At 60.2% G+C, this 23,926-nt stretch carries 19 protein-coding genes; 5 read left to right on the top strand and 14 right to left on the bottom strand.

From position 1 onward, the window contains the following. Window positions 1-265 precede the first annotated feature (265 nt). The 4 genes from LMTR13_RS13950 to LMTR13_RS13935 all read left to right on the top strand — a co-directional run bounded on the left by LMTR13_RS13950 (window position 266) and on the right by LMTR13_RS13935 (window position 5,444). Window positions 266-1,876, top strand: coding sequence for an ABC transporter substrate-binding protein (locus tag LMTR13_RS13950; protein ID WP_065728382.1), 1,611 nt, complete (start codon window positions 266-268; stop codon window positions 1,874-1,876). A gap of 84 nt (window positions 1,877-1,960) precedes the next feature. Continuing rightward, a complete protein-coding gene (locus tag LMTR13_RS13945; RefSeq protein WP_065728381.1) occupies window positions 1,961-2,911 on the top strand; it encodes an ABC transporter permease in 951 nt (316 codons plus the stop codon). Next, window positions 2,908-3,759 (top strand): ABC transporter permease, encoded by an 852-nt coding sequence (locus tag LMTR13_RS13940; RefSeq protein ID WP_065728380.1) that lies wholly within the window; start codon window positions 2,908-2,910, stop codon window positions 3,757-3,759. The genes LMTR13_RS13945 and LMTR13_RS13940 overlap by 4 nt, the downstream gene beginning before the upstream one ends. An 8-nt stretch (window positions 3,760-3,767) precedes the next feature. Continuing rightward, window positions 3,768-5,444 (top strand): ABC transporter ATP-binding protein, encoded by a 1,677-nt coding sequence (locus tag LMTR13_RS13935; RefSeq protein WP_065732670.1) that lies wholly within the window; start codon window positions 3,768-3,770, stop codon window positions 5,442-5,444. Here the strand turns inward: LMTR13_RS13935 and LMTR13_RS13930 are convergent. After that, a complete protein-coding gene (locus LMTR13_RS13930; protein WP_083219448.1) occupies window positions 5,441-5,920 on the bottom strand; it encodes an Lrp/AsnC family transcriptional regulator in 480 nt (159 codons plus the stop codon). The genes LMTR13_RS13935 and LMTR13_RS13930 overlap by 4 nt on opposite strands. A gap of 216 nt (window positions 5,921-6,136) precedes the next feature. On the opposite strand from LMTR13_RS13930, the gene LMTR13_RS13925 reads away from it, so the two are divergent. Then, entirely contained in the window at window positions 6,137-7,462 is a 1,326-nt protein-coding gene (locus LMTR13_RS13925) for an NAD(P)/FAD-dependent oxidoreductase (RefSeq protein ID WP_065728379.1), read from the top strand. A 52-nt stretch (window positions 7,463-7,514) separates the two neighbouring features. Here LMTR13_RS13925 and LMTR13_RS40735 read toward each other — a convergent pair whose 3' ends face one another. From LMTR13_RS40735 to LMTR13_RS13865, 13 genes are all read right to left on the bottom strand, one after another. Continuing rightward, window positions 7,515-7,667 carry a hypothetical protein gene (locus LMTR13_RS40735; RefSeq protein ID WP_156795615.1) on the bottom strand — a complete coding sequence of 51 codons (153 nt, stop codon included), beginning with the start codon at window positions 7,665-7,667 and terminating at the stop codon, window positions 7,515-7,517. 665 nt (window positions 7,668-8,332) lie between these two features. Further along, the gene (gene phaC / locus LMTR13_RS13920) at window positions 8,333-10,051 is read right to left on the bottom strand and encodes a class I poly(R)-hydroxyalkanoic acid synthase (protein ID WP_065728378.1); all 1,719 of its coding nucleotides are present in this window, start codon (window positions 10,049-10,051) and stop codon (window positions 8,333-8,335) included. A gap of 138 nt (window positions 10,052-10,189) precedes the next feature. Continuing rightward, window positions 10,190-11,566, bottom strand: a complete 1,377-nt coding sequence (locus LMTR13_RS13915) for a sigma-54-dependent transcriptional regulator (RefSeq protein WP_065728377.1) — start codon at window positions 11,564-11,566, stop codon at window positions 10,190-10,192. Further along, the gene (locus tag LMTR13_RS13910) at window positions 11,556-13,391 is read right to left on the bottom strand and encodes a sensor histidine kinase (RefSeq protein ID WP_065728376.1); all 1,836 of its coding nucleotides are present in this window, start codon (window positions 13,389-13,391) and stop codon (window positions 11,556-11,558) included. The genes LMTR13_RS13915 and LMTR13_RS13910 overlap by 11 nt, the downstream gene beginning before the upstream one ends. Before the next feature lie 48 nt (window positions 13,392-13,439). Continuing rightward, a complete protein-coding gene (locus LMTR13_RS13905) occupies window positions 13,440-14,444 on the bottom strand; it encodes a cytochrome d ubiquinol oxidase subunit II (RefSeq protein ID WP_156795614.1) in 1,005 nt (334 codons plus the stop codon). Further along, window positions 14,441-15,832 (bottom strand): cytochrome ubiquinol oxidase subunit I, encoded by a 1,392-nt coding sequence (locus LMTR13_RS13900; RefSeq protein ID WP_065732668.1) that lies wholly within the window; start codon window positions 15,830-15,832, stop codon window positions 14,441-14,443. Before LMTR13_RS13900 ends, LMTR13_RS13905 begins: the two co-directional genes overlap by 4 nt. Before the next feature lie 87 nt (window positions 15,833-15,919). Further along, on the bottom strand, window positions 15,920-17,242 hold the full coding sequence (locus LMTR13_RS13895; RefSeq protein WP_065728375.1) for an NAD(P)/FAD-dependent oxidoreductase: 1,323 nt from the start codon (window positions 17,240-17,242) through the stop codon (window positions 15,920-15,922). A 50-nt stretch (window positions 17,243-17,292) separates the two neighbouring features. Continuing rightward, window positions 17,293-19,569, bottom strand: a complete 2,277-nt coding sequence (locus LMTR13_RS13890) for an NADP-dependent malic enzyme (protein WP_065728374.1) — start codon at window positions 19,567-19,569, stop codon at window positions 17,293-17,295. Between the two features lie 72 nt (window positions 19,570-19,641). Further along, window positions 19,642-20,067: a TIGR01841 family phasin gene (phaP, locus tag LMTR13_RS13885; protein ID WP_197521100.1), complete on the bottom strand. Its 426-nt coding sequence runs from the start codon at window positions 20,065-20,067 to the stop codon at window positions 19,642-19,644. A gap of 21 nt (window positions 20,068-20,088) precedes the next feature. Further along, window positions 20,089-20,490 carry an acyl-CoA thioesterase gene (locus LMTR13_RS13880; protein WP_065728372.1) on the bottom strand — a complete coding sequence of 134 codons (402 nt, stop codon included), beginning with the start codon at window positions 20,488-20,490 and terminating at the stop codon, window positions 20,089-20,091. 9 nt (window positions 20,491-20,499) lie between these two features. Continuing rightward, the gene (gene phbB, locus LMTR13_RS13875; protein ID WP_065728371.1) at window positions 20,500-21,225 is read right to left on the bottom strand and encodes an acetoacetyl-CoA reductase; all 726 of its coding nucleotides are present in this window, start codon (window positions 21,223-21,225) and stop codon (window positions 20,500-20,502) included. Between the two features lie 118 nt (window positions 21,226-21,343). Further along, entirely contained in the window at window positions 21,344-22,516 is a 1,173-nt protein-coding gene (locus LMTR13_RS13870) for an acetyl-CoA C-acetyltransferase (RefSeq protein ID WP_065728370.1), read from the bottom strand. A gap of 30 nt (window positions 22,517-22,546) precedes the next feature. After that, window positions 22,547-23,914 carry a dicarboxylate/amino acid:cation symporter gene (locus LMTR13_RS13865; RefSeq protein WP_065728369.1) on the bottom strand — a complete coding sequence of 456 codons (1,368 nt, stop codon included), beginning with the start codon at window positions 23,912-23,914 and terminating at the stop codon, window positions 22,547-22,549. Between the last annotated feature and the right edge of the window lie 12 nt (window positions 23,915-23,926).

The raw sequence follows: 23,926 nt of genomic DNA, 5'->3' as shown, positions 1-23,926 counted from the left end.
ATTCTCGAAATGCCGTGCAAGCGTTAAATTCAGAATTTTGTGCGGGCGCGCCGATAACATTTGAGAGAAATAGGAGCCGCGGAGATGGGAAACTGGACAATAAGCGAGGTCCAAACTCGCACGAAGTTCGGACTTCTCACGATCCGCTGTGAAGATCCGTTTACGAGCCTTGGAGGCGCCTGAACCTCAACTTGAACTGACGGCGGAGCTCAAGTGCGCACTGAAGACGCACAACCGTCCGCACCGACCAACGGAGGAACGACACATGGACAGCAGGACCACCAACTGGACCAATTCCGATGACGCGATACTGGAAAATGCCGTTCGTCGGGGCGCGACACGTCGCGAACTCCTTCACATGTTGTTGGCGGGTGGCATGGCAATGTCGGCCGGCTCCCTCATTCTCGGACGCGCCACGGATGCGGTCGCGGCAACCCCGGTGGCCGGAGGTCACCTGAAGGTAGCGGGCTTTACTTCGTCGACGGCAGACACCCTCGATCCGGCCAAAGCGTCGAACTCGACGGACTATTCTCGCTGCTGCGCCCTCTATAACCGCCTCTCCGTCCTCGACAAGTCCGGCCAGACGCAAATGGAATTGGCGGAGCGCATTGACAGCGCCGACGCCAAAATCTGGACCGTCAAGCTCCGAAAGGGCGTTGTCTTTCACGACGGAAAGCCGCTCACGTCCGCGGACGTGATCTTTTCGCTGAAACGCCATCTCGATCCCAATATCGGATCAAAGGTCAACGCCATCGCCAAGCAGATAACCGATCTCAAGGCCGTCGACGATCTCACCCTTGAAATCACGCTCACTGCCGCCAACGCCGACCTGCCGACGATCCTGGCGCTGCACCATTTCATGATCGTCGCGGATGGCACGACCGATTTTTCCAAGGGGAATGGCACCGGCGCTTTCGTACTCGAAAGCTTCAAGCCCGGCGTCCGCTCCATCATGCGCAAGAACCGCAATTACTGGAAGGCCGGCGGCCCGCACGTGGATACTTTCGAATTCTTTGCCATCAACGAAGACAATGCCCGCGTCAATGCCCTGCTTTCGGGGGACATCCATGTCGCCGCCGCGATCAATCCCCGATCCGTCCGGCTTGTCGAAAGCCGGCCCGGCTTCGTGCTCTCCAGATCGAGTTCGAACAGCTACACGAATCTCAACATGCGCCTCGACATGGCTCCTGGGCAGAACAAGGACTTCGTGACCGGCATGAAGCATCTCGTCAATCGCGACCAGATCCTCAAATCGGCGTTGCGAGGCTTCGGCGACATCGGCAATGATCAGCCGGTTTTCCCCGGCAATATATACCGCAACAACGATCTGCGGCCGAAGCCGTTTGATCCCGACAAGGCGAAATTTTACTTCAAGAAAGCCGACGTGTTCGGGCACTCCATTCCGGTGGTCGCCTCCGAGGCGGCTAGCTCGTCGATCGATATGGCCATGCTGCTTCAGGCCAACGCCGCCGCGATCGGCTTGAAATTGGACATCCAGCGTGTCCCCTCGGACGGCTATTGGAACAATTACTGGCTCAAGGCGCCAGTTCACTTCGGCAACATCAACTATCGACCAACGCCGGACATCTTGTTTTCGTTGCTGTATGCCTCGCAGGCGCCGTGGAACGAAAGTCAATACAAGTCGGAAAAGTTCGATGGCATGCTGGTCGAAGCCCGGGGAATGCTCGACCAGGCCAAGCGCAAAGAGATCTACGGCCAGTTGCAGGCCATGATTGCCGAGGAGGCGGGAACAATCATTCCTGCCTACATCGCGGCTGTCGACGCCGTGACCGCCAAACTTAAAGGCATGGAGATAAATCCACTCGGCGGCATGATGGGCTATTCAATGGCTGAGCACGTCTGGTTCGGGGCATGACAGCATCGGCACCCGGAGCGACATCTGCACCCGGCTATCGTTCGTAGCATATCCATCTATCAAAGGGCTCTAGGGAGCGCCTGCATGAATATCAGGGTTCTCGATCTCATCCTGAGCAGGCTCTTCGTGGCGATGATCACATTGCTGATCGTCTCCTTTGCGGTGTTCTTTGCAACCAACCTGCTGCCCGGCGACACCGCGTCAATCCTGCTCGGACAAGCCGCCACACCGGAAGCAGCCGAGGGGCTGCGGCGGGCCATGCATCTGGATGAGCCGGCAGTCCTTCGTTTTATCCATTGGTTGCTTGACTTTCTCCGCGGCGATTTCGGCACGTCCTATGCCAACAGCATGCCGGTTGTCGCGCTGATCGGCGATCGCTTCGTCAACACGATGAAACTCGCCGGCATCACGGCACTGCTCGCTGTGCCGATTTCGTTGACGCTTGGCATCACCAGCGCCGTGTTGCGCGGTTCGCTATACGACCGCGTTGTAACGGTGCTCCTGATCGGGATCATTTCCGTCCCAGAGTTCATGGTGGCGACCTGCGCCGTGCTCTTCTTCGCGGTGTACTTGAAATGGCTTCCCGCTCTCTCTTTCGCAAACGACGCGCATTCGTTCGCCGACATGCTGAAGATCTATTCCATGCCGGTTATCACACTCACCTTCGGAGTGTCGGCGCAAATAATCCGGATGACGCGCGCCGCCGTTATTGAGACGCTCGACACAACCTACGTAGAGATGGCCCTCCTCAAGGGCGCGTCGCGCGGACGCATGGTGCTCAAGCATGCCCTTCCGAACGCGCTTGGTCCGATCGCCAATGCGGTGGCGCTATCGCTGTCATACCTCATCGGCGGCGTGATCATCGTTGAGACGATCTTCAACTATCCGGGCATTGCAAAACTGATGGTTGACGCGGTCTCGACCCGTGACCTCCCGCTGATCCAGACCTGCGCAATGATCTTCTGCCTTGGCTATCTGCTGTTGACCACGGCCGCGGACATTGTCGCGATCCTGTCAAATCCGAGGATCCGATGACGGTACATACCGCACAGGCGCAGACCAAAGCGCATTTCGGCTACAGGTTCAACCTCGTCGGCATCGCTTCGTCGGCCGTTATTCTGGCTTGGGCCCTGGCAGCGATCCTAGCGCCGAAAATCATACCCCACCCGGTGGGGGAAATCATCGACCTCGAATATTTCGGTCCGATCAGCGACACCCTGTGGCTTGGCTCCGATTATCTCGGGCGCGATATGCTTTCGCGCATTCTCATGGGCGCGCGCTATACCATCGGCATCTCCCTTGCAGCCGTATCCATCTCCTGCTTCACGGGTGTAGTTCTCGGAATGACCGCCGCCGTTTCCGGCGGCTGGCTGGATGCTGGGCTCAGTCGCTTTCTGGATGCCTTGAGTTCGATACCGAGCAAACTATTCGGTCTCCTGGTCGTCGCCGCGGTCGGCTCGTCCGTTCCTGTCCTGATCGTCACGCTTGCCGTCATCTACATCCCCGGGGCCTACCGTTTCTCGCGCGCGCTCGCCATCAACATCAATACGATGGATTTCATGACCGTCGCCCGCATTCGTGGTGAAGGCACCCTCTATCTGATCGGCTCGGAGATCCTGCCTAACATCATTCGGCCGATACTGACCGATCTTGGCTTGCGGTTCGTGTTCATCGTTCTGCTTCTGTCTGGTCTCTCATTCCTGGGACTGGGGTTGCAGCCGCCCCAAGCCGACTGGGGAGCGCTGGTGCGTGAAAATATCGGCGGACTGCCGTTCGGTGCTCCTGCCGTGATCGTTCCCTCACTGGCCATCGCCAGCCTTACGATCAGCGTCAATCTACTGATCGACAACCTCCCGAAGAAGATCAGAGACAGGAGCGTATGATGGCCAACTTGTCCAACCTGGTCGAAATTCGTGACCTTGAGGTTGAGGCGACGACCGATTCAGGCCGCAGGGTGGAAATCATCAAGAGCATCACCCTGGACGTCGCCGAGGGTGAAATCGTCGCCCTGATCGGCGAAAGCGGCTCGGGAAAGACGACAATTGCCCTCACACTGATGGGCTATTGCCGCCCGGGATGCCGCATCTCCCGTGGGCAGGTTCTCGTGAACGGCAAGGACATGGCGTCCCTCTCCGAGAAGGAACGGGCCCGGATGCGCGGAGCCGATATCGCCTATATTCCGCAAAGCGCGGCCGCTGCCTTCAATCCATCGGCAAAAATCATCGATCAGGTGATCGAGGTGACCCGTATCCATGGTCTCATGCCGGCCGAAAAAGCCCGCCGACGCGCCGTCGAACTGTTCAAAGCGCTGTCTTTGCCGAACCCCGAGACCATCGGCCAACACTACCCGCATCAGGTCTCCGGCGGTCAGTTGCAGCGGCTTTCAGCCGCGATGGCGCTGATAAGCGATCCCAAGCTCGTCATCTTCGACGAGCCGACCACGGCCCTGGACGTAACCACCCAGATCGAGGTCCTGCGCGCTTTCAAATCAGTCATGCGCGCGACCGGCATTGCGGGCGTTTACGTCTCGCACGATCTTGCCGTCGTCTCGCAGATCGCCGACCGAATTGTCGTCCTGAAGGGCGGCGAGGTGCAGGAGACCGGCTCGACCGCTGAAATTCTCTCCACAGCCAAACATCCCTATACCCGCGAGCTTCTCGCCGCCTTTGAGCCGCGCCCGCGGGAAGTGGTGGAAGAGCAACCTGACGAGATGAAGCCGCTCCTCGAGTTCAAGGACATCAGTGCCGGATACGGTTCGATTCAGCCGGATGGGCTGCCACTTGTGCGGGCTGTCGAGGGTGTCAGCCTCATATTGGAGAAGGGCCGCAATCTCGGCATCATCGGCGAGTCCGGTTCCGGCAAATCCACTCTGGCGCGCACGATTGCCGGCGTACTGCCCGCGGCCGCCGGCCAGATGACATTCGACGGCCGAGAACTCAGTCGCTCAGCGCGAGATCGCAGCCACGATCAGTTGCGGGAAATCCAGATCGTGTTCCAGCACGCCGACACGGCACTCAATCCGGCAAAGCTGGTCGAAGACATACTGGGCCGTCCGATGGCGTTCTACCATCGCATGGGTGGCCGGGAGCGTAGTGCCCGCATCGACGAATTGCTCGACATGGTGAAGCTGCCCCGCTCCGTTCGCAGCCGCCGACCGTCGGAGTTGTCCGGCGGACAGAAACAGCGCGTGAATTTCGCTCGAGCGCTCGCCGCCGATCCAAAGCTGATTTTGTGCGACGAGATCACCTCGGCACTCGACACCGTGGTGGCGGCTGCGGTCATCGACTTGTTGAAAGAGCTGCAGCGCGAACTCGGGATTTCCTACATTTTCATCAGCCATGACCTGTCCGTGGTGAAGGCCATCTGCGACGAGATCATTGTGATGTATGGTGGAAAGAAGGTCGAGCAGCTATTGCCGTCGGAAATCAAGGCGGCAAAGCATCCTTACTCGCAACTGCTGTTCTCGTCGGTACCGAAGCTGGATCCGGATTGGCTTGATAGCCTCGAGCAGGCCCCCTCGTCCGCTCGTATTGCTTCCTTTGACCGCCGGCAAGCGTTCGCCAATTAAACGCGAAACAGGCTGGTCAGCGGCATGTGAGTCTTTACGATTGGCGACTTCAGCACGACAAAGCTGAAATACTTGTCGATACCGATATCCATGTCAGTCAATCGCTCCATGATGGTCTGATACTCCTCGATACCGGCAGTAACGAACTTCAGGAGATAGTCGTACCCACCGGAGACGAGATGACACTCTATGATCTGATCGGTCTTCTCGACCACCGAAAGGAAGCGCGCAAAATCCGTTTGGCGATGATTTCTCAGGGTGATCTCGGTGAAGACGGTTAAAGTTTGGCCAAGCTTGCTGACGTCGATCTGCGCCGCGTAGCCTTGAATATACCCTTCGGCCTGCAACTTCTTCACACGCATGAGACATGGGCTTGGAGACAGATTGACCAATTCCGCAAGCTCCACATTAGAGATGCGTCCATTCTTCTGGAGCTCGTTCAGGATCTTGATGTCGATTCGATCCAACTTCGTCACGGCTGTGTCGATTCTCAAGCTGGCCGCGGCTGCGGCATGATATGCTGCGCCCGATCTTACCACGTTCCCCGGCAATGCCTATTGGCGACAGAATTCGTTGTAAAGCAGGATGCATTGCGCCTGCCGTCCCTAGCGGAATATTATTCGGCTGCGCGGCGATTTCCAGCAGCGCTTGTGTTCGGGAAGCGGCTAGACTGAGGGCAGTCGGAGATACCCATGCCCGCGCCGCTGCATCACATCGAAAGCTCCCCCGAATTGCCTGCGTCCGCCGATGCGGTGGTAATTGGCGGCGGCATCGTCGGCGTGTTTGCAGCCTATTACCTTGCGAAGCGGGGCATCCGGGTCGCCCTGGTTGAGAAGGGAAGGGTCGGCGCGGAGCAGTCAAGCCGCAACTGGGGCTGGTGCCGGCAGCAGAACCGGGATGCCCGCGAACTGCCGATGGCGATGAAGAGCCTCGATCTCTGGGAGCGGTTTGCCGCCGAGAGCGGTGAAGATACTGGCTTTCGCCGCTGCGGTCTCCTGTATCTGAGCAATGACGAGGCTGAGCTTGCCCGCTGGGCGCGCTGGTGCGACTTCGCCAGAACGGTCGGCGTGACGACCCATGTGCTGGACAGTGCCGGAGCAACAGGGCGTGGCCGTGCCACCGAACGCGCCTGGAAGGGTGGCGTCTTTTCGCCCACCGATGGGACGGCCGATCCCGGCAAGGCCGCGCCGGCCGTAGCTTCCGCGATCCTGAAGCTGGGCGGAACGGTTCACCAGAATTGTGCCGCGCGGGGCATCGAATTGGAAGCCGGGCGATTGAGCGCGGTTGTTACAGAGAGCGGAACGATCAAGACGAAGATCGCGGTGCTGGCCGGGGGTGCATGGGCATCGTCCTTCTGCCGCCAGGTCGGCATCCGTTTCCCCCAAGCTTCGATCCGTTCTTCGATACTGGCCGTCTCTCCCGGTGCCAAAGATTTGCCGGATGCCCTGCATACCGCCAGCATCTCCTTCACCCGCCGGACCGATGGCGGCTACACCTTGGCGATCAGCGGACGCGGGCGCGTGGACGTCACGCCGCAGCAGCTGCGTTTCGCGCCGCAATTTCTGCCGATGTTTTTGAAGCGTTGGCGCAGCCTCTTACCGGGCGGCCTCGAAGGGATTCGTTCCGGCCACGAGACGTTGAAGTGCTGGAGACTCGATGGGCCGACCCCGATGGAACACATGCGCATTCTCGATCCGACGCCCGATCCGGCTGCGGTGAAGCTGACCCACAGCCGGGCAATCGAACTCATACCCGAACTCCGCAAGACGAAGATCACCGCGGCTTGGGCCGGCTATATCGATAGCACCCCGGACGGCGTGCCTGGCCTAGGAGAGTTGGAGAAGGTGCCCGGCCTCATTCTGGCCGCCGGCTTTTCCGGGCACGGCTTCGGCATCGGGCCGGGAGCCGGCCACCTGATCGCCGACCTCATCACTGGATCGGAGCCCATGTTTGATCCGAAACCGTATCGCCCAAATCGGTTCTCGGCATCGGCATGGGGCAAAGTCGCGGATTTCTAGCCCTGCGCCCGGAAGAGCTGCGAGCCCGTCGAGGTCATTCGGCGCAACCCCATTAAACTAACCAGCTCGCCCTCTCCCACGCCTGCTGGATCGCACCCCTTCGGCTGGCGATACGAGGCTGGTTGATTTCGTAGGCAATTGACACGGCATCCTTTGCGTTATCGAGCGTGGCCTGCGCCATCTGACGAATTTTTTCGGTTTTCACCCTCACGCTCAAAGCAGCGCGCCGCCGGCGACACGAAGACCGGTTCGTTGCCCATGCCGACAAACGAGATCAGCTTCTCGGCCGCAGGTAAGTGCTTTGTTCTTGTCAATTCGATTGCGTCGAGCCCCAACGTCGACATCACGCCCCGTTCTCAGATTGGCCGTCAATAGATTTTACTTGATCTCCCGGTGCACACGTCGTGCACACGCGGTTGTCTAACCAATTGAAAAACTTAAACTCTCGCTCCAATCCATCATGGGCGCGACGGAAAATAGATTGTCTTGCGATTTCAATCTGTTACCTTATCGTCTTCCACATTCGGCCGTTATACTATTTTCGCAAAAATAGTACAGCCGCCGGGCGCGTGATCGCCAAGCCGCAGCAATATCTTCTGCAGAGCGCTCCTGGCCATACGAAGCCAACTCCTCAGGGAACGTCTCTGCGAGGGATCACTCGCTGCGCATTGTCGTCACTATAGAGGAATGGCAATCGAAAGAGCGGTGTCGATGAGCAGTGAATCGGATTTCGACACCCCCGATCCGATCGGACTTCTTCTCAACCTGACCCAATTAGCGCGTAAGCCAATGCGCAAGGATTCTGGATCTACAGTCCCGTCGTTGCGCGATACCGCCGCCGCTTGGCCGCCCCCATGAACAGTCACGCCATCAGTTCGCTTTCGCCTTCACATATCGACCGGGCGCCGGTTCGCCCGGAGGATAGACGTTGCTGCCGAGTTGCGTGCGCGCCGGAAGCTGCTCTTCTGCCCAAGCCTTGAGCCAACCGATCCAGTCGTTCCACCAACTGCCCGGTTTTTCGTCGGCGCTCGCCAGCCATGTCGCCGGATCGTCGCATCGATTGGCCGACACCCAGTAGCTTCGCTTGTTCTTCGATGCCGGGTTGATCACGCCGGCAATATGCCCGCTCGCGCCGAGAACAAAACGAGTGTCACCGCCGAACAGGCCCGTCGTGCGATAGGCGGATCGCCACGGCACGATATGATCCTCGACGGTCGCCAGAACGTAGGCAGGCAGGTCGACACGTCCCAAATCGACCGATGCGCCGCACATCTTCAATCTGTTTGGATTCCGAAGATTGTTCTCCAGGTACATGTTCCTGATGTACCAACAATACATCGGTCCCGGCAGATTGGTTACGTCGGCGTTCCAAAACAGAAGATCGAAACGTTCCGGCGGCTTTCCCTTCAGGTAGTGATTGACCACGTTCGGCCATATCAGTTCTTTCGAACGAAGGGTCTGGAACACGAACCCAAGCTCGGCGCCGCGATAGATGCCTCCGTTGCCGATCGTCTGCTCGCGCTGACGCACGCTCTCTTCGTCCACGAACACGCCAAGATCGCCCGGCTCCCGGAAATCGAGCATGGTCGTCAGCAAGGTCACGCTGGCCACCGACTCGTCCCCTCGCGTCCGCAGCAGTGCAAGCGCAGACGACAGGATGGTTCCGCCGACGCACCAGCCGACAACGTTGATCTTGTCGGCACCCGAAATCGATTGAGTGATTTCGATGGCGCGCATGGCGCCATGCTGGACGTAATCGTCCCAGCCAAAATGCCCGCAAGAGGCATCCGGATTGCGCCAGGAGACCATGAACACCGTCAGGCCGTGCTCGACCGCGAACCCGACGAAGGAATTGGCCGGCTGGAGGTCGAGGATGTAGAACTTGTTGATGCAAGGAGGGACAATCAACAGAGGCCGCGCGGCCACCTGCTCCGTCGCGGGCTCATATTGAATGAGCTGAAACAGGTCGTTTTCGAACACGACCGCACCCTTTGAAGTCGCGACGTCCTTACCGACCTCGAATGCGCTCTCGTCCGTGATCGTCAGATTGCCCTTGCCAAGATCGGCCATCAAATTGTCGAGGCCCGCCCTGAGGCTTTGACCTTCGGTATCGGTCGCGAGCTTGATGACATCAGGGTTGGTGGCGGTAAAATTGGTCGGGCTCATCGCCTCGACGAGCTGGCGCGTGAAGAAACGCAGCCGGTGCTTCTCCCTCTCATCCATATCCAGGGCTTCGACGAAGTCGGTGCAATAGCGCGAGTTCAACAGATAGGACTGCTTCAGCAGGCTGTAGAGCGAGTTGTCCCGCCATTCCGTGGCATTGAACCTGCGATCGCCGCGCGCGGGTTCCAGGCCTCCTTCGCTCTGCATGCCCGCGGCCGATCTGATGACGTGCTCCGTGACCTGGTACAGACGCTTCAGATGCTCGGCCTGTAGTTCAGCGATGCGTGCCGACGAGCTGAGCGCTGAACTCGCCTTCGTACCGTCGCGATCGTCATCCACGGGCCACCCCAGCGACCGCCACAGGCTCGCGCCCGCCTTCATGAATCCGTCGACAAACTCGTCCGGCATATTGAATGGCCGATTCATCAGATATCCCTCACTCAGCAAAATAGGATGATGTGTTGCGTTTCCAGTTCCGGGCAGCTTCTGTCTGGCGCCCTTCGCTCTCATGCCCGGCGGCTGCATCGCGCCGCCCGGAGCGTCACAAACGTTCGCTTGCCTTCGTCAGGTTCCGGAGCGGACGATTGAGCCTTCGCGGATCCCATCAACGTTCACGGCAAGACGCTTTATCTTGTCGTACAGGGTTTGCTTCGGGATACCCAGCAGCGCAGCGGTTGCCTGTACGTCGCCTTGCTTGCGCCGCAGCGCGTCCTCGATGATCGACCGCTCGATATTTTCGAGTTGTCGGGGCAACGACAGATCCGACGTACCAAACCCAGACTTGTTGATCGCCTTGCCGTCGAGCACGCCCAGCACGAAGCGGTCGGCGACGTTGCGAAGCTCGCGTACGTTCCCCGGCCAGGAATAAGCCAGCAACACGGACATGGTCTGCTCGTCCAGGATCGGCGCATCGCGCTCGAAGCGTCTGGCGGCATCCAGCGTGAAGTGCTCGAACAGCAGCGGAATGTCTTCGCGCCGTTCCCGAAGCGGCGGCAGTTCGATGAATGCGACGCCAAGGCGATAGTAGAGATCCGCGCGAAACAGTTTCTTTTCGCTCAGCTCGAACAAATTCGTCTTGCTCGCCGCCACGACACGGCAATCCACCGAGATCGGCTTGTTCGTTCCGACGCGCTCAATCGACCGATCCTGCAGCGACCGGAGCAACTTCACCTGCACGCTCAGCGGCATGCTCTCGATTTCGTCGAGGAACAGCGTTCCGCCATTGGCATATTCGATCTTGCCGATACGCTGGCGGGTGGCACCGGTGAATGCGCCGACCTCGTGGCCGAACAACTCGCTCTCGACCAGCGACTCCGGCAGGCCGCCGCAGTTCACCGCGACATAATTGCCGGTGCGGCGACCGCTGTGATTGTGGAGACAGCGCGCGACAACATCCTTGCCGGTCCCGGTTTCGCCATAGATCGTGACGTCGACATTCGTCGAGGCTAACGTAGATACGAGCCTGCGCACCTCCTGTATCTGCGGCGAGCGGCCCAACAGGTTCGCTTCAATCCCCTGGCGATCAGCCAGGGCAGATCGCAACGCGCGGACCTCCAAGGTCAGGCGTCTCTTTTCGACCGCCCTGCGCACCACCGAAATGAGCTGCTCCGAGGAGCACGGCTTCTCGATGAAATCGTAGGCGCCATTGCGCATCGCTTGCACGGCCATTGCAATATCGCCATGGCCAGTGATCAGGATTACCGGCAAATCCTGATCCAGCCGGCGCAGGTCGGCCTGCCAATCAAGGCCGCTCTTGCCGCGCAGGCGCACGTCGCAGACCACGACGAAGGGCATGTCTGAGCGCACGGATACGTTGGCGGTCTCGACCGAAGCAAATCCCGAGACCGAAAAGCCCGCAAGTTCGAGCGCCTGAACGCCGCCAATGCGGACATCCTCGTCGTCCTCGACGTAGATCACGCCAATTGATTGCTCATCGCCCATGCGAAGCCGCCTCTGTTATCTCAGCCAACGGAAGGATCACGACAAATTCGGCACCATCAGGAAGATTTCGCGCACGCAATTCGCCGCCGAAGGAACGCGCGATGTGGTTGGAAAGCATCAAGCCAAGGCCGAGCCCCTTGCCCGGAGGCTTGGTCGTCACAAAAGGCTCGAACATGCGCTGCAGAACATCGGACGCGATCGCCGGACCATTGTTGCTGATGGCGATGCGGCAGCGGGCAGCCTGCCCCTCTTCCCGGGTCGCCCGGATCAGGATCGATTTTCGCTCGACGCTCTCCACGGCATCCAGCGCATTCGCCACGATGTTGCACAACAGCTGCTCAAGCCGCGTTTGATCGGCAAGGACGCAGAGATTGGCATTAATATCCGTCACGACGGCGACGCCGCCCTCCTTGACACGCGCAGCGAGGATCTTGAGCGATTCAACGATCGCATGTTCGACGGAGACCGCATCAAGCGGACTGCTTGACTTGTAGGCGAAAACCCTGAGCTGGCCGGTCAAACGTCCAAGACGGCGTACTAGTTCACCGATTCGGGTGAGGTTGCCGCGAGCATCGCCGATCGACCCGCGATCGACAAGCAGTATTGCATTGTCTGCCGCGGTCTGTAGCGCAGCCAGAGGCTGGTTCAGTTCATGCACAATTCCGGCCGACATCTGGCCGAGGGCAGCCAGCTTGCCGGCATGGACAAGTTCATCCTGCGCGGTCCGCAGTTCGGCAGTTCGCTCCTGCACCCTGGTCTCGAGCATGTCGTGCGCGGCCTGCAACGCAGCTTGGTTGGCCAGGCGTTGCCTGATCTCTCTCCGGCGTTGCATCACGAGAACAGCTGCCAGCAACGCAACCATAGACGCGAGGCCCGACATCGCGCCGATGACCAGCGCGGTCTGCCTTATCGGCGCCTCGTCGTCGAGAAGGACGAGCTTCCAGAGGCCCCGGTTAATTGGAAGCTCGCTGAGCGTATAAGCGGTTCCGCTCTCGGCGGAGATACGCGCGCCGCCTTTGGATTGAGCGACCACGGTCCATCCGAGCGGCGTCAGGTCGTGGTTGCCGTAAGGTTTGGATCGAGAAATGTCATCTCGCATCTGCACCGACAGCGGTGCCATCGGCCGATAGCGCCACTCGTCACGGGAAGCGAGTATGGTGACCTGACGCTCGTCGAGCAGAAGAATGTCGCCTTCAGTATTGCGCCATTCACGCTCGAACGAATCCAGATTGACCTTGACGGTGGCGACCCCCCTGGTCGCGCCGCCCTCCTTCAGGGCGTAGGAGAGATAGTAGCCAGCGCGTGCGCTCGTAATACCGATACCGAAGAACGCTCCTCGGCCGCTCGCGAGAGCTTCGCTCACATATGGGCGGTACGACAGGTTTCGGCCAACCGGCGTGCCTGGCTGCTCGAAATCGGCCGCTGCCAAGGTGTCTCCCGAAACATCTAAAACGTAGAGGTTGTCGGCCCCCGCAAGCAGATTGATCGACTTCAAGTACAGGCTGACGGATTGCTGCAGTGCGGTATCCTGGGGAGTGCTGAGCAACCGGAAGACGCTCGGAGACGTCTCTAGCAATGACGGTAAAAATTCAAATCTCGAAAGATGACCATCGAGTCTTGCGGCTTCCATCGCCAACCGCTGCTGAGCAGCAACGTGCAAATGGTCGAGTCCACGCTGGAACGCAACGATATATCCGAGCCACGAAGTGGCGACGACCAGCGCGAGCGCGGCTGTTCCGCGAACAAGCCAACGCGTGGAATTGGGCATCGCCGAGCTGACTTCGGGCTTCCCCTTGACGTCCACCAGGGATGGAAGGTCCGTCATGCTGTGACCAAACAATTCCGGGGAGTGTCGGCTACGACAGACGACCACTCAGGCATAGTCCAACTCTATGGTTTTGCCTCGGAATACGCGATAGGAAAATCCCGTGTAGGCGATAATGACGGGCAGCGTGATGGAAACCCCGATCAGGATAATCTTGAGCGACTCGGGGCTGCTGGCGGCCTGCCAGACCGTCAGGCGGTCGATCACAACGAAAGGATAGATGCTGTAGCTGAGGCCTAAGAAGCTCAGGAAGAACACCAGCACAAGCAACGCAAACGGCAGCCAGCACAAGCCGCCGCGCGCAGCCGGCGAACCGAGCAGGAGGCGCACCGCCAGCAGCGCGATCCCCGTCGTAATCGGGATCGACGCCACCGCAATTATCGCCGGCAGGGTAAACCACCTCACGCGAACGCTCTCGCTGATCCAGGGCGTTGCCATCGAAATCAGGATCAGACCGAGGACCATGGGCGGCCAGGCGATCTTGCTCCACTCGATCGCCTTGTCCTGCAGCGGGCCGTCCGTCTTCATCACGAGCCACGTGGCGCCAAGCAGCGCGTAGGCCATTGGCAACGCGATCGCGATGGCGCCGGCAAAGATCGGATAATTCCAGCCCTCGCCGAAACCGCTGACATACCGGCCCAGCATCCATCCCTGACACACGGAGGCGAGCATTGATCCTGCGATGAACAGGCGATCCCACATCACCTTGCGGTCGGCCTTGGCCTTGACCCTGAAATCGAAGGCTGCGCCGCGCAGGATCAGGCCGACCAGCATGAGCGTCGTCGGCAGGTAAAGTTCCGACAGCACCAGCCCGTGCGCCTTGGGGAAGGCAACCAGGAGAAGACCGACGCCCAGCACCAGCCAAGTCTCATTGGCATCCCAGAACGGGCCGATGGATGCGACCATGGTGTCCCGCTCCTCAGGCGTCGCCCGGTGCATCAACATGCCGACCCCGAGATCGTATCCGTCGCTCACGACGTAGACGAGCAGCGACACCCCCATCAAGCCGATGAAGATCAGCGGAAGCAGTTCGTCGAACGACATCGAAATCATGCGAATTCTCCCCGGCGCTGATATTCCTGCGGGTCCCCCGCCAGGTCCGTCGACGCGCTTGCGTACGACTTCTTGTCGGCGGTTTCAGCCATGTATTTGAGGACGCCGACATAGGCCGCGAGCAGCGCCAGATAGACCGCAACATAGATAGCGAACGTCACGGCGATGCTCGATGACGGGACCCGCGAAGCGACGTCGGCGGTTCGAATGAGACCGGAAACGATGAAAGGCTGCCGTCCGATTTCTGTGACGTACCATCCGGCAATGGTCGCAACCCAACCGGCAAAGGTCATGCCCGCGAATATCCCGAGCATTGGTCGCGGCATTTTGGCAAAATCCCAGCCGTCGCGCCAATGTCGCCACAGGCCTATCCAGCTGACGAGCAGCATCAAGATGCCGGTCCCCACCATGATACGAAACGACCAGAACAGGGGTAGGACGGGCGGGTGGGCCGATGGAAACTCGTTCAACCCCTTGAGTTCTCCGTCAGGGTCGTGCCGGAGGATCAGGCTCGCGAGCTTCGGTATGCCCCACTCGAAACGGTTTGTTCTCGCAGCATCGTCCGGAATCGCGAACAGCAGCAGCGGCGCGCCCCGCGTCGTTTCCCAGATACCTTCGACCGCCGCGATCTTCTGCGGCTGATGCTTGAGCGTATTGAGGCCATGGAAGTCACCGGCCACCATCTGCGCCGGCGCGGCCAGTGCAGCGAAAATGAGCCCGGTCCGAAGCACACGTGACGCGCTCGCCGTGGCGACGCCTTTCAGAAGTTGCCAGGCGCTGATCCCGATCATCAGGAACGCGCAGGTCAGCGCGGATGCAAGCACCATGTGGACCAACCGATACGGGAAGGACGGATTGAAGATGATCTCCAACCAGCTCCGCGCATGAAACTGGCCATCGACGATTTCGTACCCCGCCGGCGTCTGCATCCATGAATTGAGCGCAAGGATCCAGAATGCGCTCATCAACGTACCGAACGCGACGAGGAAGGTCGCGCCCAAGTGAACCATCTCGCCGACCCGGCGGTGGCCGAACAGCATGACACCGAGAAAGCCCGCCTCCAGGAAGAAGGCGGTCAGCACCTCATAACCGAGCAGCGGGCCGGCGATATTCCCGACACGCTCCATGTAGCCCGGCCAGTTCGTGCCGAACTGGAAGCTCATGGTGACGCCGCTGACGACCCCGAGCGCGAATGTCAGGGCGAACACCTTGGTCCACAAGCGATAGGCGCGCAGCCACTCGAGTTTTTGCTGCGGATCAGTTGCACGCAGATGCTTCACCCTAAAGAACAGCAGCACCCAGCCCAGCGCAATCGAGATTGACGGAAACAGAATGTGGAACGTGATGTTGGCGGCGAACTGCATGCGCGCAAGGAACACGGCGTCCATCAGCGTCCCCTCCATGTTCGGCGCGGCGCCTCAGGGCCAGTCAAACGCGCAACGGTCGATACGACATCCATCGTTTGCGACCCACTATCAATGCAGCTTCACATGTGGCTCAGTGCGCCGGGTGATCAGACGCGCCAGCGTGTCGAGCGCAACCTTCACCGAACCATGCAGCGCGTGTTCGTGCATCTTGTAGAGCGACAGGTACATCATCCGTGCGAAGATGCCCGCGAACACCAGGTTGCCGCCCACGAGCGCGCCCATCATCGAGCCGACCGTGCTGAATTCGCCGAGCGACACCAGGGAGCCGAAGTCTCTATACTTGTAGTCCTTGATCGGCCCGCCCCGCAGATAGCGCGGAATCTGGGTATAGAGATGCGAGGCCTGCTGGTGAGCCGCTTGCGCCCGCGGCGGCACATTGCCGCGCTCGCCCCAAGAGCAGGCCGAGCAGTCACCGATTGCAAAGATGCCGTCGTCACGCGTTGTCTGCAGGGTCGGCCGGACGACGAGCTGATTGATACGGTTGGTCTCGAGTCCGGCGATGTCCTTCAGGAAATCGGGCGCCTTGACTCCCGCCGCCCAGACGATCAGTTCGGCAGGGATAGTGCGGCCGTCCGTCAGGCTCACATGGTCGGAGCCGACCTCCGAGACTTTGGCGCCGACAAGCACATTGACACCCAGCCGGGCAAGCAACTTCTCTGTCTCTCTCGATACCCGTTCCGGAAGCGCGGGAAGCACACGGTCGGCGGCTTCGATCAGCGTGATCCTGATGTCCTTCTGAGGATCGACCTGATCAAGGCCGTACGCCACCACTTCGCGTGTCGTCCGGTGCAGCTCGGCTGCAAGTTCGACACCGGTCGCACCGGCCCCGATGATTGCGACCTTCAACTGATGCGCTCCCAAAGGCGCCGATTGGGCATGCGCGCGGATGCAGGCATTGACCATTCGTTCGTGGAACCGCCGCGCGTCCGCCTGCGATTCCAGCTTGATCGCGTGGTTGACGACGCCGGGCGTGCCAAAATCGTTGTTCTGGCTTCCGATGGCGATGACGAGGACGTCATAGTCGAAGCTCCGCTTCGGCGTGACCTCGCGGCCTTCAGCATCGAAATACGCCGCCACCTGCACCTGACGGCGGTCCCGATCGATCCCGATCAAGTCGCCGATCCGGTAGCGAAAGCCGTGCCAGTAGGACTGAGCGAGATAGTCGACCTCGTGGGCCGAGATATCCATGCTGCCGGCGGCAATCTCGTGCAGCTTCGGCTTCCATACATGCGTGCGGTTGCGCTCGATCAGCGTGACGTCGAGCTTGCCCTTGCGCCCGTATTTGTCGCCGAGGCGCGTCGCAAGCTCCAATCCGCCGGCTCCGCCTCCGACGATCACAATGCGGGATTTTCCCAATTGCGGCTTACTCATGATGGCCTCGACCGATCGAGTTCACTATCCGCCCAAACGCGTCCTCCCGATCAGGCTCTCTCGGAGACCGCGTCCGCGACCGCGACGGCGGCCATGTTCACGATGCGCCGCACCGTGGACGATGGCGTGAGGATGTGGGCCGGCTTTGCCGCTCCGAGCAGAATGCCGCCGACCGTCAATCCCTGGCCCGCCGCCATCCTGAGCAGATTGTAGGAGATGTTGGCGGCGTCGAGATTCGGCATCACCAGCACGTTCGCCGGTCCCTCGAAGCCGGAATCGGAAAACTCGTGGTGAAGTACGGATGGCGACAGGGCAGCGTCCCCGCGCATCTCCCCTTCCACCGCCAGATCGGGGGATCGCTCGCGAATGACCGCCCGCGCCTCCCGCATCTTGTTGGCTTCCGGTGCCGCGGAGCTGCCAAAGCTCGAATGCGACAACAACGCCACCCTCGGCGTGATGCCGAAGCGCCGGACCTCGGCCGCCGCCAGCAAGGCGATTTCGGCGACCTGCTCGGCGGTCGGGTTAAGGTGGCAGTGGGTGTCGCAAATGAACAGCTGATGCTGCGGCAGAATGAGCATCTGCATCACAGCGAGAGTCCGCGCATCGTCACGGGTACCGATCACATTGCGAATGGCGGTCAGATGGTCGGATGTCCTGCCGATGACCCCGCACAGCATCGCATCGCCAACGCCTCTCGCGAGAAGGAGCGAGGCAAGTACGGTCGCATTGCTTCGGGTCTCCGAGAGAGCGAGGCCAGCCGATACGCCGTCGCGCTTTCTGCGCGAATGATACACTTCAGCGCATTTGGAATAGATCTCCGCATCATGCGGATCGATGATGTCGCAGTCCATGCCCGGCCTCAGCCGGAGATCGAACGACTTGATCCGATCCTCGATCGTCGAGGGACGTCCGACCAGCAACGGCCTTGCGATCTTCTCGTCCACGACTACCTGGGCAGCGCGCAGCACGCGCTCGTCTTCGCCCTCCGCCAGAATAAGAGACTTGCCGCTTCCCTTCGCCACCGAGAAGACCGGCTGCATCGCGTTGCCGGACTGATAGACGAAGCGGCTTAGCTGCTGGCGATAAGCTTCCATGTCGGCGATCGGACGCTTGGCGACGCCGCTGTCGGCCGCAGCCTTCGCCACCGCCGGTGCGACGACCTCGATGAGACGCGGGTCGAGCGGCTTTGGAATCAGATAGTCGCGGCCGAACCGAAGCTTCTCTCCCTTATACGCAGCAGCCACCACCTCGGGCACTTCCGCCATGGCCAGATCCGCCAGCGCACGGACGGTCGCAAGCTTCATCTGCTCGTTGATCGTTGTCGCCCCGCAATCGAGCGCTCCCCGGAAGATGAACGGAAAGCACAGGACGTTGTTGATCTGGTTGGGATAGTCCGACCGTCCCGTGCCGATGATCGCATCCGGACGAACCGCCAGCGCGTCTTCCGGCAAGATTTCCGGGATCGGGTTAGCCATGGCGAAGATCAGGGGATCTCGCGCCATCTTCTTGACCATGTCAGGCGTCAGCACGTTGCCGGCCGACAGGCCGAGAAAGATGTCCGCGTCCTGAATGATCTCGTCCAGCTTTCGCGCGTCCGTTTTCACCGCATAGCGCGCCTTGTTGTCATCCATGCCCTCCGTGCGGCCGGCATAGACGACGCCTTTTGCGTCGGTCACGATGATGCGATCGTGCCGCAGGCCAAGGCTGACGATCAGATCGAGACAGGCCAGCGCCGCCGCGCCGGCGCCGGAGCAGACCAGCTTGACGTCGGCAATATCCTTCTTGACCAGCTTCAGGCCGTTGAGGATCGCCGCCGCGGCGATGATCGCGGTGCCGTGCTGGTCATCGTGAAAGACCGGAATCTTCATACGGGTGCGAAGCTTCTGCTCGATGTAGAAGCATTCCGGCGCCTTGATATCCTCGAGGTTGATGCCGCCGAACGTTGGCTCCATCCGGGCGATGGTCTCGATCAGCGCGTCAGGGTCTTCTTCGGCAAGCTCGATGTCGAACACGTCGATCCCGGCGAACTTCTTGAATAGGCACGCCTTGCCTTCCATCACCGGCTTGCCGGCCAGCGCGCCGATATTGCCAAGGCCGAGCACGGCGGTGCCGTTGGTGACGACAGCCACGAGATTGCTGCGTGCGGTCAGCTCATCGGCCTGCAACGGGTCCTTGGCGATGACCAGGCAAGGCTCCGCCACGCCCGGTGAATACGCCAGCGACAAATCGCGTTGCGTCGCCATGGCCGTGGTCGGCACCACGGAAATCTTTCCCGGCCTCGGCAGGCGATGATATTCGAGTGCAGCTTCCCTCAGATCCTGGTTCATCGTTTTCCCCGATTCTACTCTTGTTCGAGAGTCGGATGCTTTCGCCCCTCTTCCCGCTGCCGTCAGGTGACCTCAGACGCTTCCATCACGCGTACGCATGGCCGCCATTCCGTCTTCGAAACGCCGTCGCAATATCTCGATCGTTTGCTTTTGCTGTTCGGTCGCCGTCTCGGCGAGCTGGCGCATGTTGGCGAGAGCTTTTTCGAATCCCTGCCTTGCAATTTCGGTGCGCCGTCCCGCGACCGTTTCGTTGCTGGCCTCGGCGGCGATCGCCTTCATCATTTCCTGGAAAACCTCGGTCTGTCGGGCCATCAGGTTTTGCCAACTGTCGTATGCCGAACGGTTGACCTCGTTCAGCGCGTCGATGTTCTTCTTCTCCACGTCGATCAATGACGTCATATCGACGCCGCTGATCTGGCAGGATTCGATGAGCTTGGCGAAGTCGAACCCGGCGAAGCCCCAGTCAGTATCGTTTACCTTCGATTTGCCGTCGGACATTTCCCTCTCCTTCATTGGTGGTTACTGCGATGTTTCCCCTTGCCGATCGGATGCAATCGGCGCCGACCATCCCTCGGCATCCAGCGCGACAAACGTAAAAATGCCTTCCGTCACCTTGACGCGGTCTCCGAGCCGTCGCCGCAGCGCCCACGCCTCGAGGCGGATCGCCACCGAGGAGCGCCCGACACGCTCGGGCGCCGCGTAGACGCACAAGACATCTCCCACATGCACGGGCTTGATGAAATGCATCGCCTCGATCGCAACTGTTGCGACGCGGCTTTGCGCACGCTGTCCGGCATGGATGCCTCCGGCGATGTCCATCTGGGAAAGCACCCAGCCACCGAAGATATCGCCGCTCGGATTTTCATCCGCGGGCATGGCGAGCGTTCGTGTCGTCAGGTCGCCTCGTGGCTGGATCGACATGGCGGGCGCTCAGTTCATGTGCTGGCCGCCATTCGCTGATATCGTCGAGCCCGTGATGAAGCCGGCATCGTCAGATGCCAGGAACACGACGGTTCGCGCGATCTCATGCGGCTCGCCCAGGCGACCGACCGGGATCTGGGGCAGGATGTTCTTGGCCACGACGTCCGGGTTGATGGCCTTGACCATTTCTGTCGCGATATAGCCCGGGCAGATCGTGTTGACGGTAATACCGGCGCGAGCTCCCTCCTGGGCCAGCGCCTTCACGAAGCCGATGTCTCCCGCCTTGGCGGCGGAATAATTGACCTGGCCCATCTGGCCTTTCTGGCCGTTGATCGATGAAATGCAGATCACACGGCCGAATTTGCGCTCGCGCATGCCTTCCCACACCGGCCGTGTCATGTTGAACAGCGAGTTCAGGTTGGTGTTGATGACGCCGTACCACTGCTCCGGAGTCATCTTGTGGAACATGCCGTCCTTGGTGATCCCGGCGTTGTTGACCAGCACCTCCACCGGCCCCAATTCGGCTTCGATTTGCTTCAGACCCGCAACGCAGGCGTCGTAATTCGACACGTCCCACTTGTAGACGTTGATGCCAGTCTCCTTCTTGAACTTCGCGGCCGCCTCGTCATTGCCGGCATAGCTCGCCGCCACCTTGTAGCCGGCCGCCTTGAGCCCAATCGAAATCGCCTCGCCTATGCCGCGCGTACCGCCGGTAACCACCGCAACCCTGGACATCGTCCCCTCCTGATCGGTTCGTGTTGGATTCGCTGGCTCTTGCGAGCCTCGGTCCTTCGCGGACGGCTGGTGCTATCCGCGTCTTGCTTTGTTCGGAGCCAGTAAAACCGACGCTGGCCTAGCGCTCGACCGTCAGGGCTACGCCCATGCCGCCGCCGATGCACAGCGTGGCAAGGCCTCTCTTCGCGCCGCGCTTCTGCATCTCGAACAGAAGCGTCGTCAGCACGCGCGCGCCTGATGCACCGATCGGATGACCGATGGCGATAGCGCCGCCGTTCACATTCACGATCGAGGGATCCCAGCCCATGTCCTTGTTGACGGCGATCGCCTGCGCCGCGAAGGCTTCGTTGGCCTCGACGAGATCGAGATCTTTGACCTTCCAACCGGCTTTTTCGAGCGCCTTGCGCGACGCCGGAATTGGACCCGACCCCATCACCGCGGGATCAACGCCCGCAGTCGCCCATGAGGCGATCCTGGCCAGCGGAGTGAGGCCGCGCTTCCTGGCCTCGTCAGCGCTCATCAACACCATCGCGGCCGCGCCGTCGTTGAGACCTGAGGCGTTGCCGGCGGTTACCGTGCCTTCCTTGTTGAAGGCGGGCTTCAGCTTTGCCAGCGCATCCAGCGTCGTGCCAGCGCGGATATACTCATCCTGGTCGACGACAACGTCTCCCTTTCTGGTCTTGACGGTGACGGGAACGATCTCGTCCCTGAACCTGCCGCCCTTCTGCGCATCTTCGGCCTTGTTCTGTGAGCTGGTGGCGAACTCGTCCTGCTCTTCCCGGGTGATCTGCCATTTGGCGGCGATGTTCTCCGCGGTGACTCCCATGTGATAGCCGTGGAACGCATCCAGCAGGCCGTCTTTCAACATGGAGTCGACGAACTTGGCGTCGCCCATCTTGGTACCGTTCCGCATGTGCGACAGATGCGGCGCCATCGACATCGACTCCATGCCGCCGGCGACGATGACTTTCGCATCGCCGTTGGCGATCTGCTGCAAACCAAGAGCTACCGACCGCAGGCCAGAACCGCAGAGCTGGTTCATGCCCCACGCCGTCTTCTCCTGCGGAATGCCGGCCGCCATGGCGGCCTGCCGTGCCGGATTTTGTCCCTCACCGCCGGAGAGGACCTGGCCCAGGATGACCTCGTCGACCTCTTCGGGCGAGACCCCGGCGCGCTCCAGTGCCCCCTTGATCGCCACCGCCCCGAGTTCATGGGCAGTCAGCGATCCGAACGCGCCATTGAAGGAACCAACCGGCGTCCGCGCGGCGGACACAATCACTACTTCAGTCATAATCAACTCCTCGTTTAGTGTTCTCCGCGATCAAGCGACGACCGGGCGTGGCGCGCCACTCTCCTTCTCGTCATCCGCAATCGTTACGGACTCCGGATCATCAGCTTCGACATCGCGATCCAGGTCTAGACGCTGATGGAGCACTCTTTCATCGAGCGCCCCTTCCCATTTGGCGATAACGACTGTCGCAACGCCATTTCCTATGAGGTTGGTGAGCGCGCGCGCCTCCGACATGAAGCGATCAATGCCAAGGATCAAGGCGATGCTCGCGACCGGAATCGTCCCGACAGATGCAAGCGTTGCGGCCAGCACGATGAAGCCGGAGCCCGTGACGCCGGCGGCGCCCTTGGATGTCAGGAGCAGCACGCCAATGATGCCGAGCTCCTGCCAGATCGTAAGGTCCGTACCGGTCGCCTGCGCCAGGAAGATCGCGGCCATCGTCAAGTAGATGCAGGTGCCATCCAGGTTGAACGAATATCCGGTCGGAATGACCAGACCGACGACCGACTTCTCGCAGCCGAGATTTTCCATCTTGGCGATCATGCGCGGCAGCACCGTTTCCGACGACGAAGTGCCAAGCACGATCAGCAGTTCTTCCTTGATGTAGCGGATGAACTTGAGAATCGAAAAGTTGCAAAGGGCAGCAACGCCGCCGAGCACGATGAAGACGAACAACAGGCATGTTGCGTAAAACGCCAACATGAAATTCCCAAGGGAAATCAGAGTGGCAACGCCGTATTTGCCGATCGTGAACGCCATTGCGCCGAACGCTCCGATCGGCGCCACTTTCATGATGTAGCCCACGATCTTGAAGAACACATGGCTCACGACGTCGATCAGCCGCAGCACGCCCTCGCCGTGCTGACCAAGAGCCTGCAGCCCAAATGCAAACAGAATCGCAAAGAACAACACCTGCAGGATTTCACCTTGGGCAAAAGCGCCGACGACCGTCGACGGGATAATGGCCATCAGAAACTGGACGGTGCCCTGCTCCTTCGCCTTTGCAGTGAAGGCCGCGATCGATTTCGTGTCGACGGTCGACAGATCGATGTTCATGCCGACGCCGGGCTTCCACAGATTGATCACGACAAGTCCGATGATCAGTGCAGCCGTCGTCAGCACTTCAAAATAGATCAATGCCTTCAAGCCGACACGTCCGACCTTCTTCATGTCGCGCATGCTGGCAATCCCATGCACGACCGTGAAGAAGATGATTGGAGCGATGATCATCTTGATGCATTTGATGAACGCATCGCCGAGCGGCTTCATCTGCTCGCCGATCTGAGGATAAAAATGCCCCAGCAATATGCCAACGGTGATTGCAGCCAGAACCTGCACATAGAGGTGCTGATACCATTTTACGGAATGGTGACCGTCCGTCGTTGCTAGTGTTGCCATGTCTCATTCCCT

Source organism: Bradyrhizobium icense, assembly GCF_001693385.1.
GTDB lineage: Bacteria > Pseudomonadota > Alphaproteobacteria > Rhizobiales > Xanthobacteraceae > Bradyrhizobium > Bradyrhizobium icense.
Note: the sequence above shows the minus strand (reverse complement) of the source record. Positions and strands in the feature narration are given on the sequence as shown.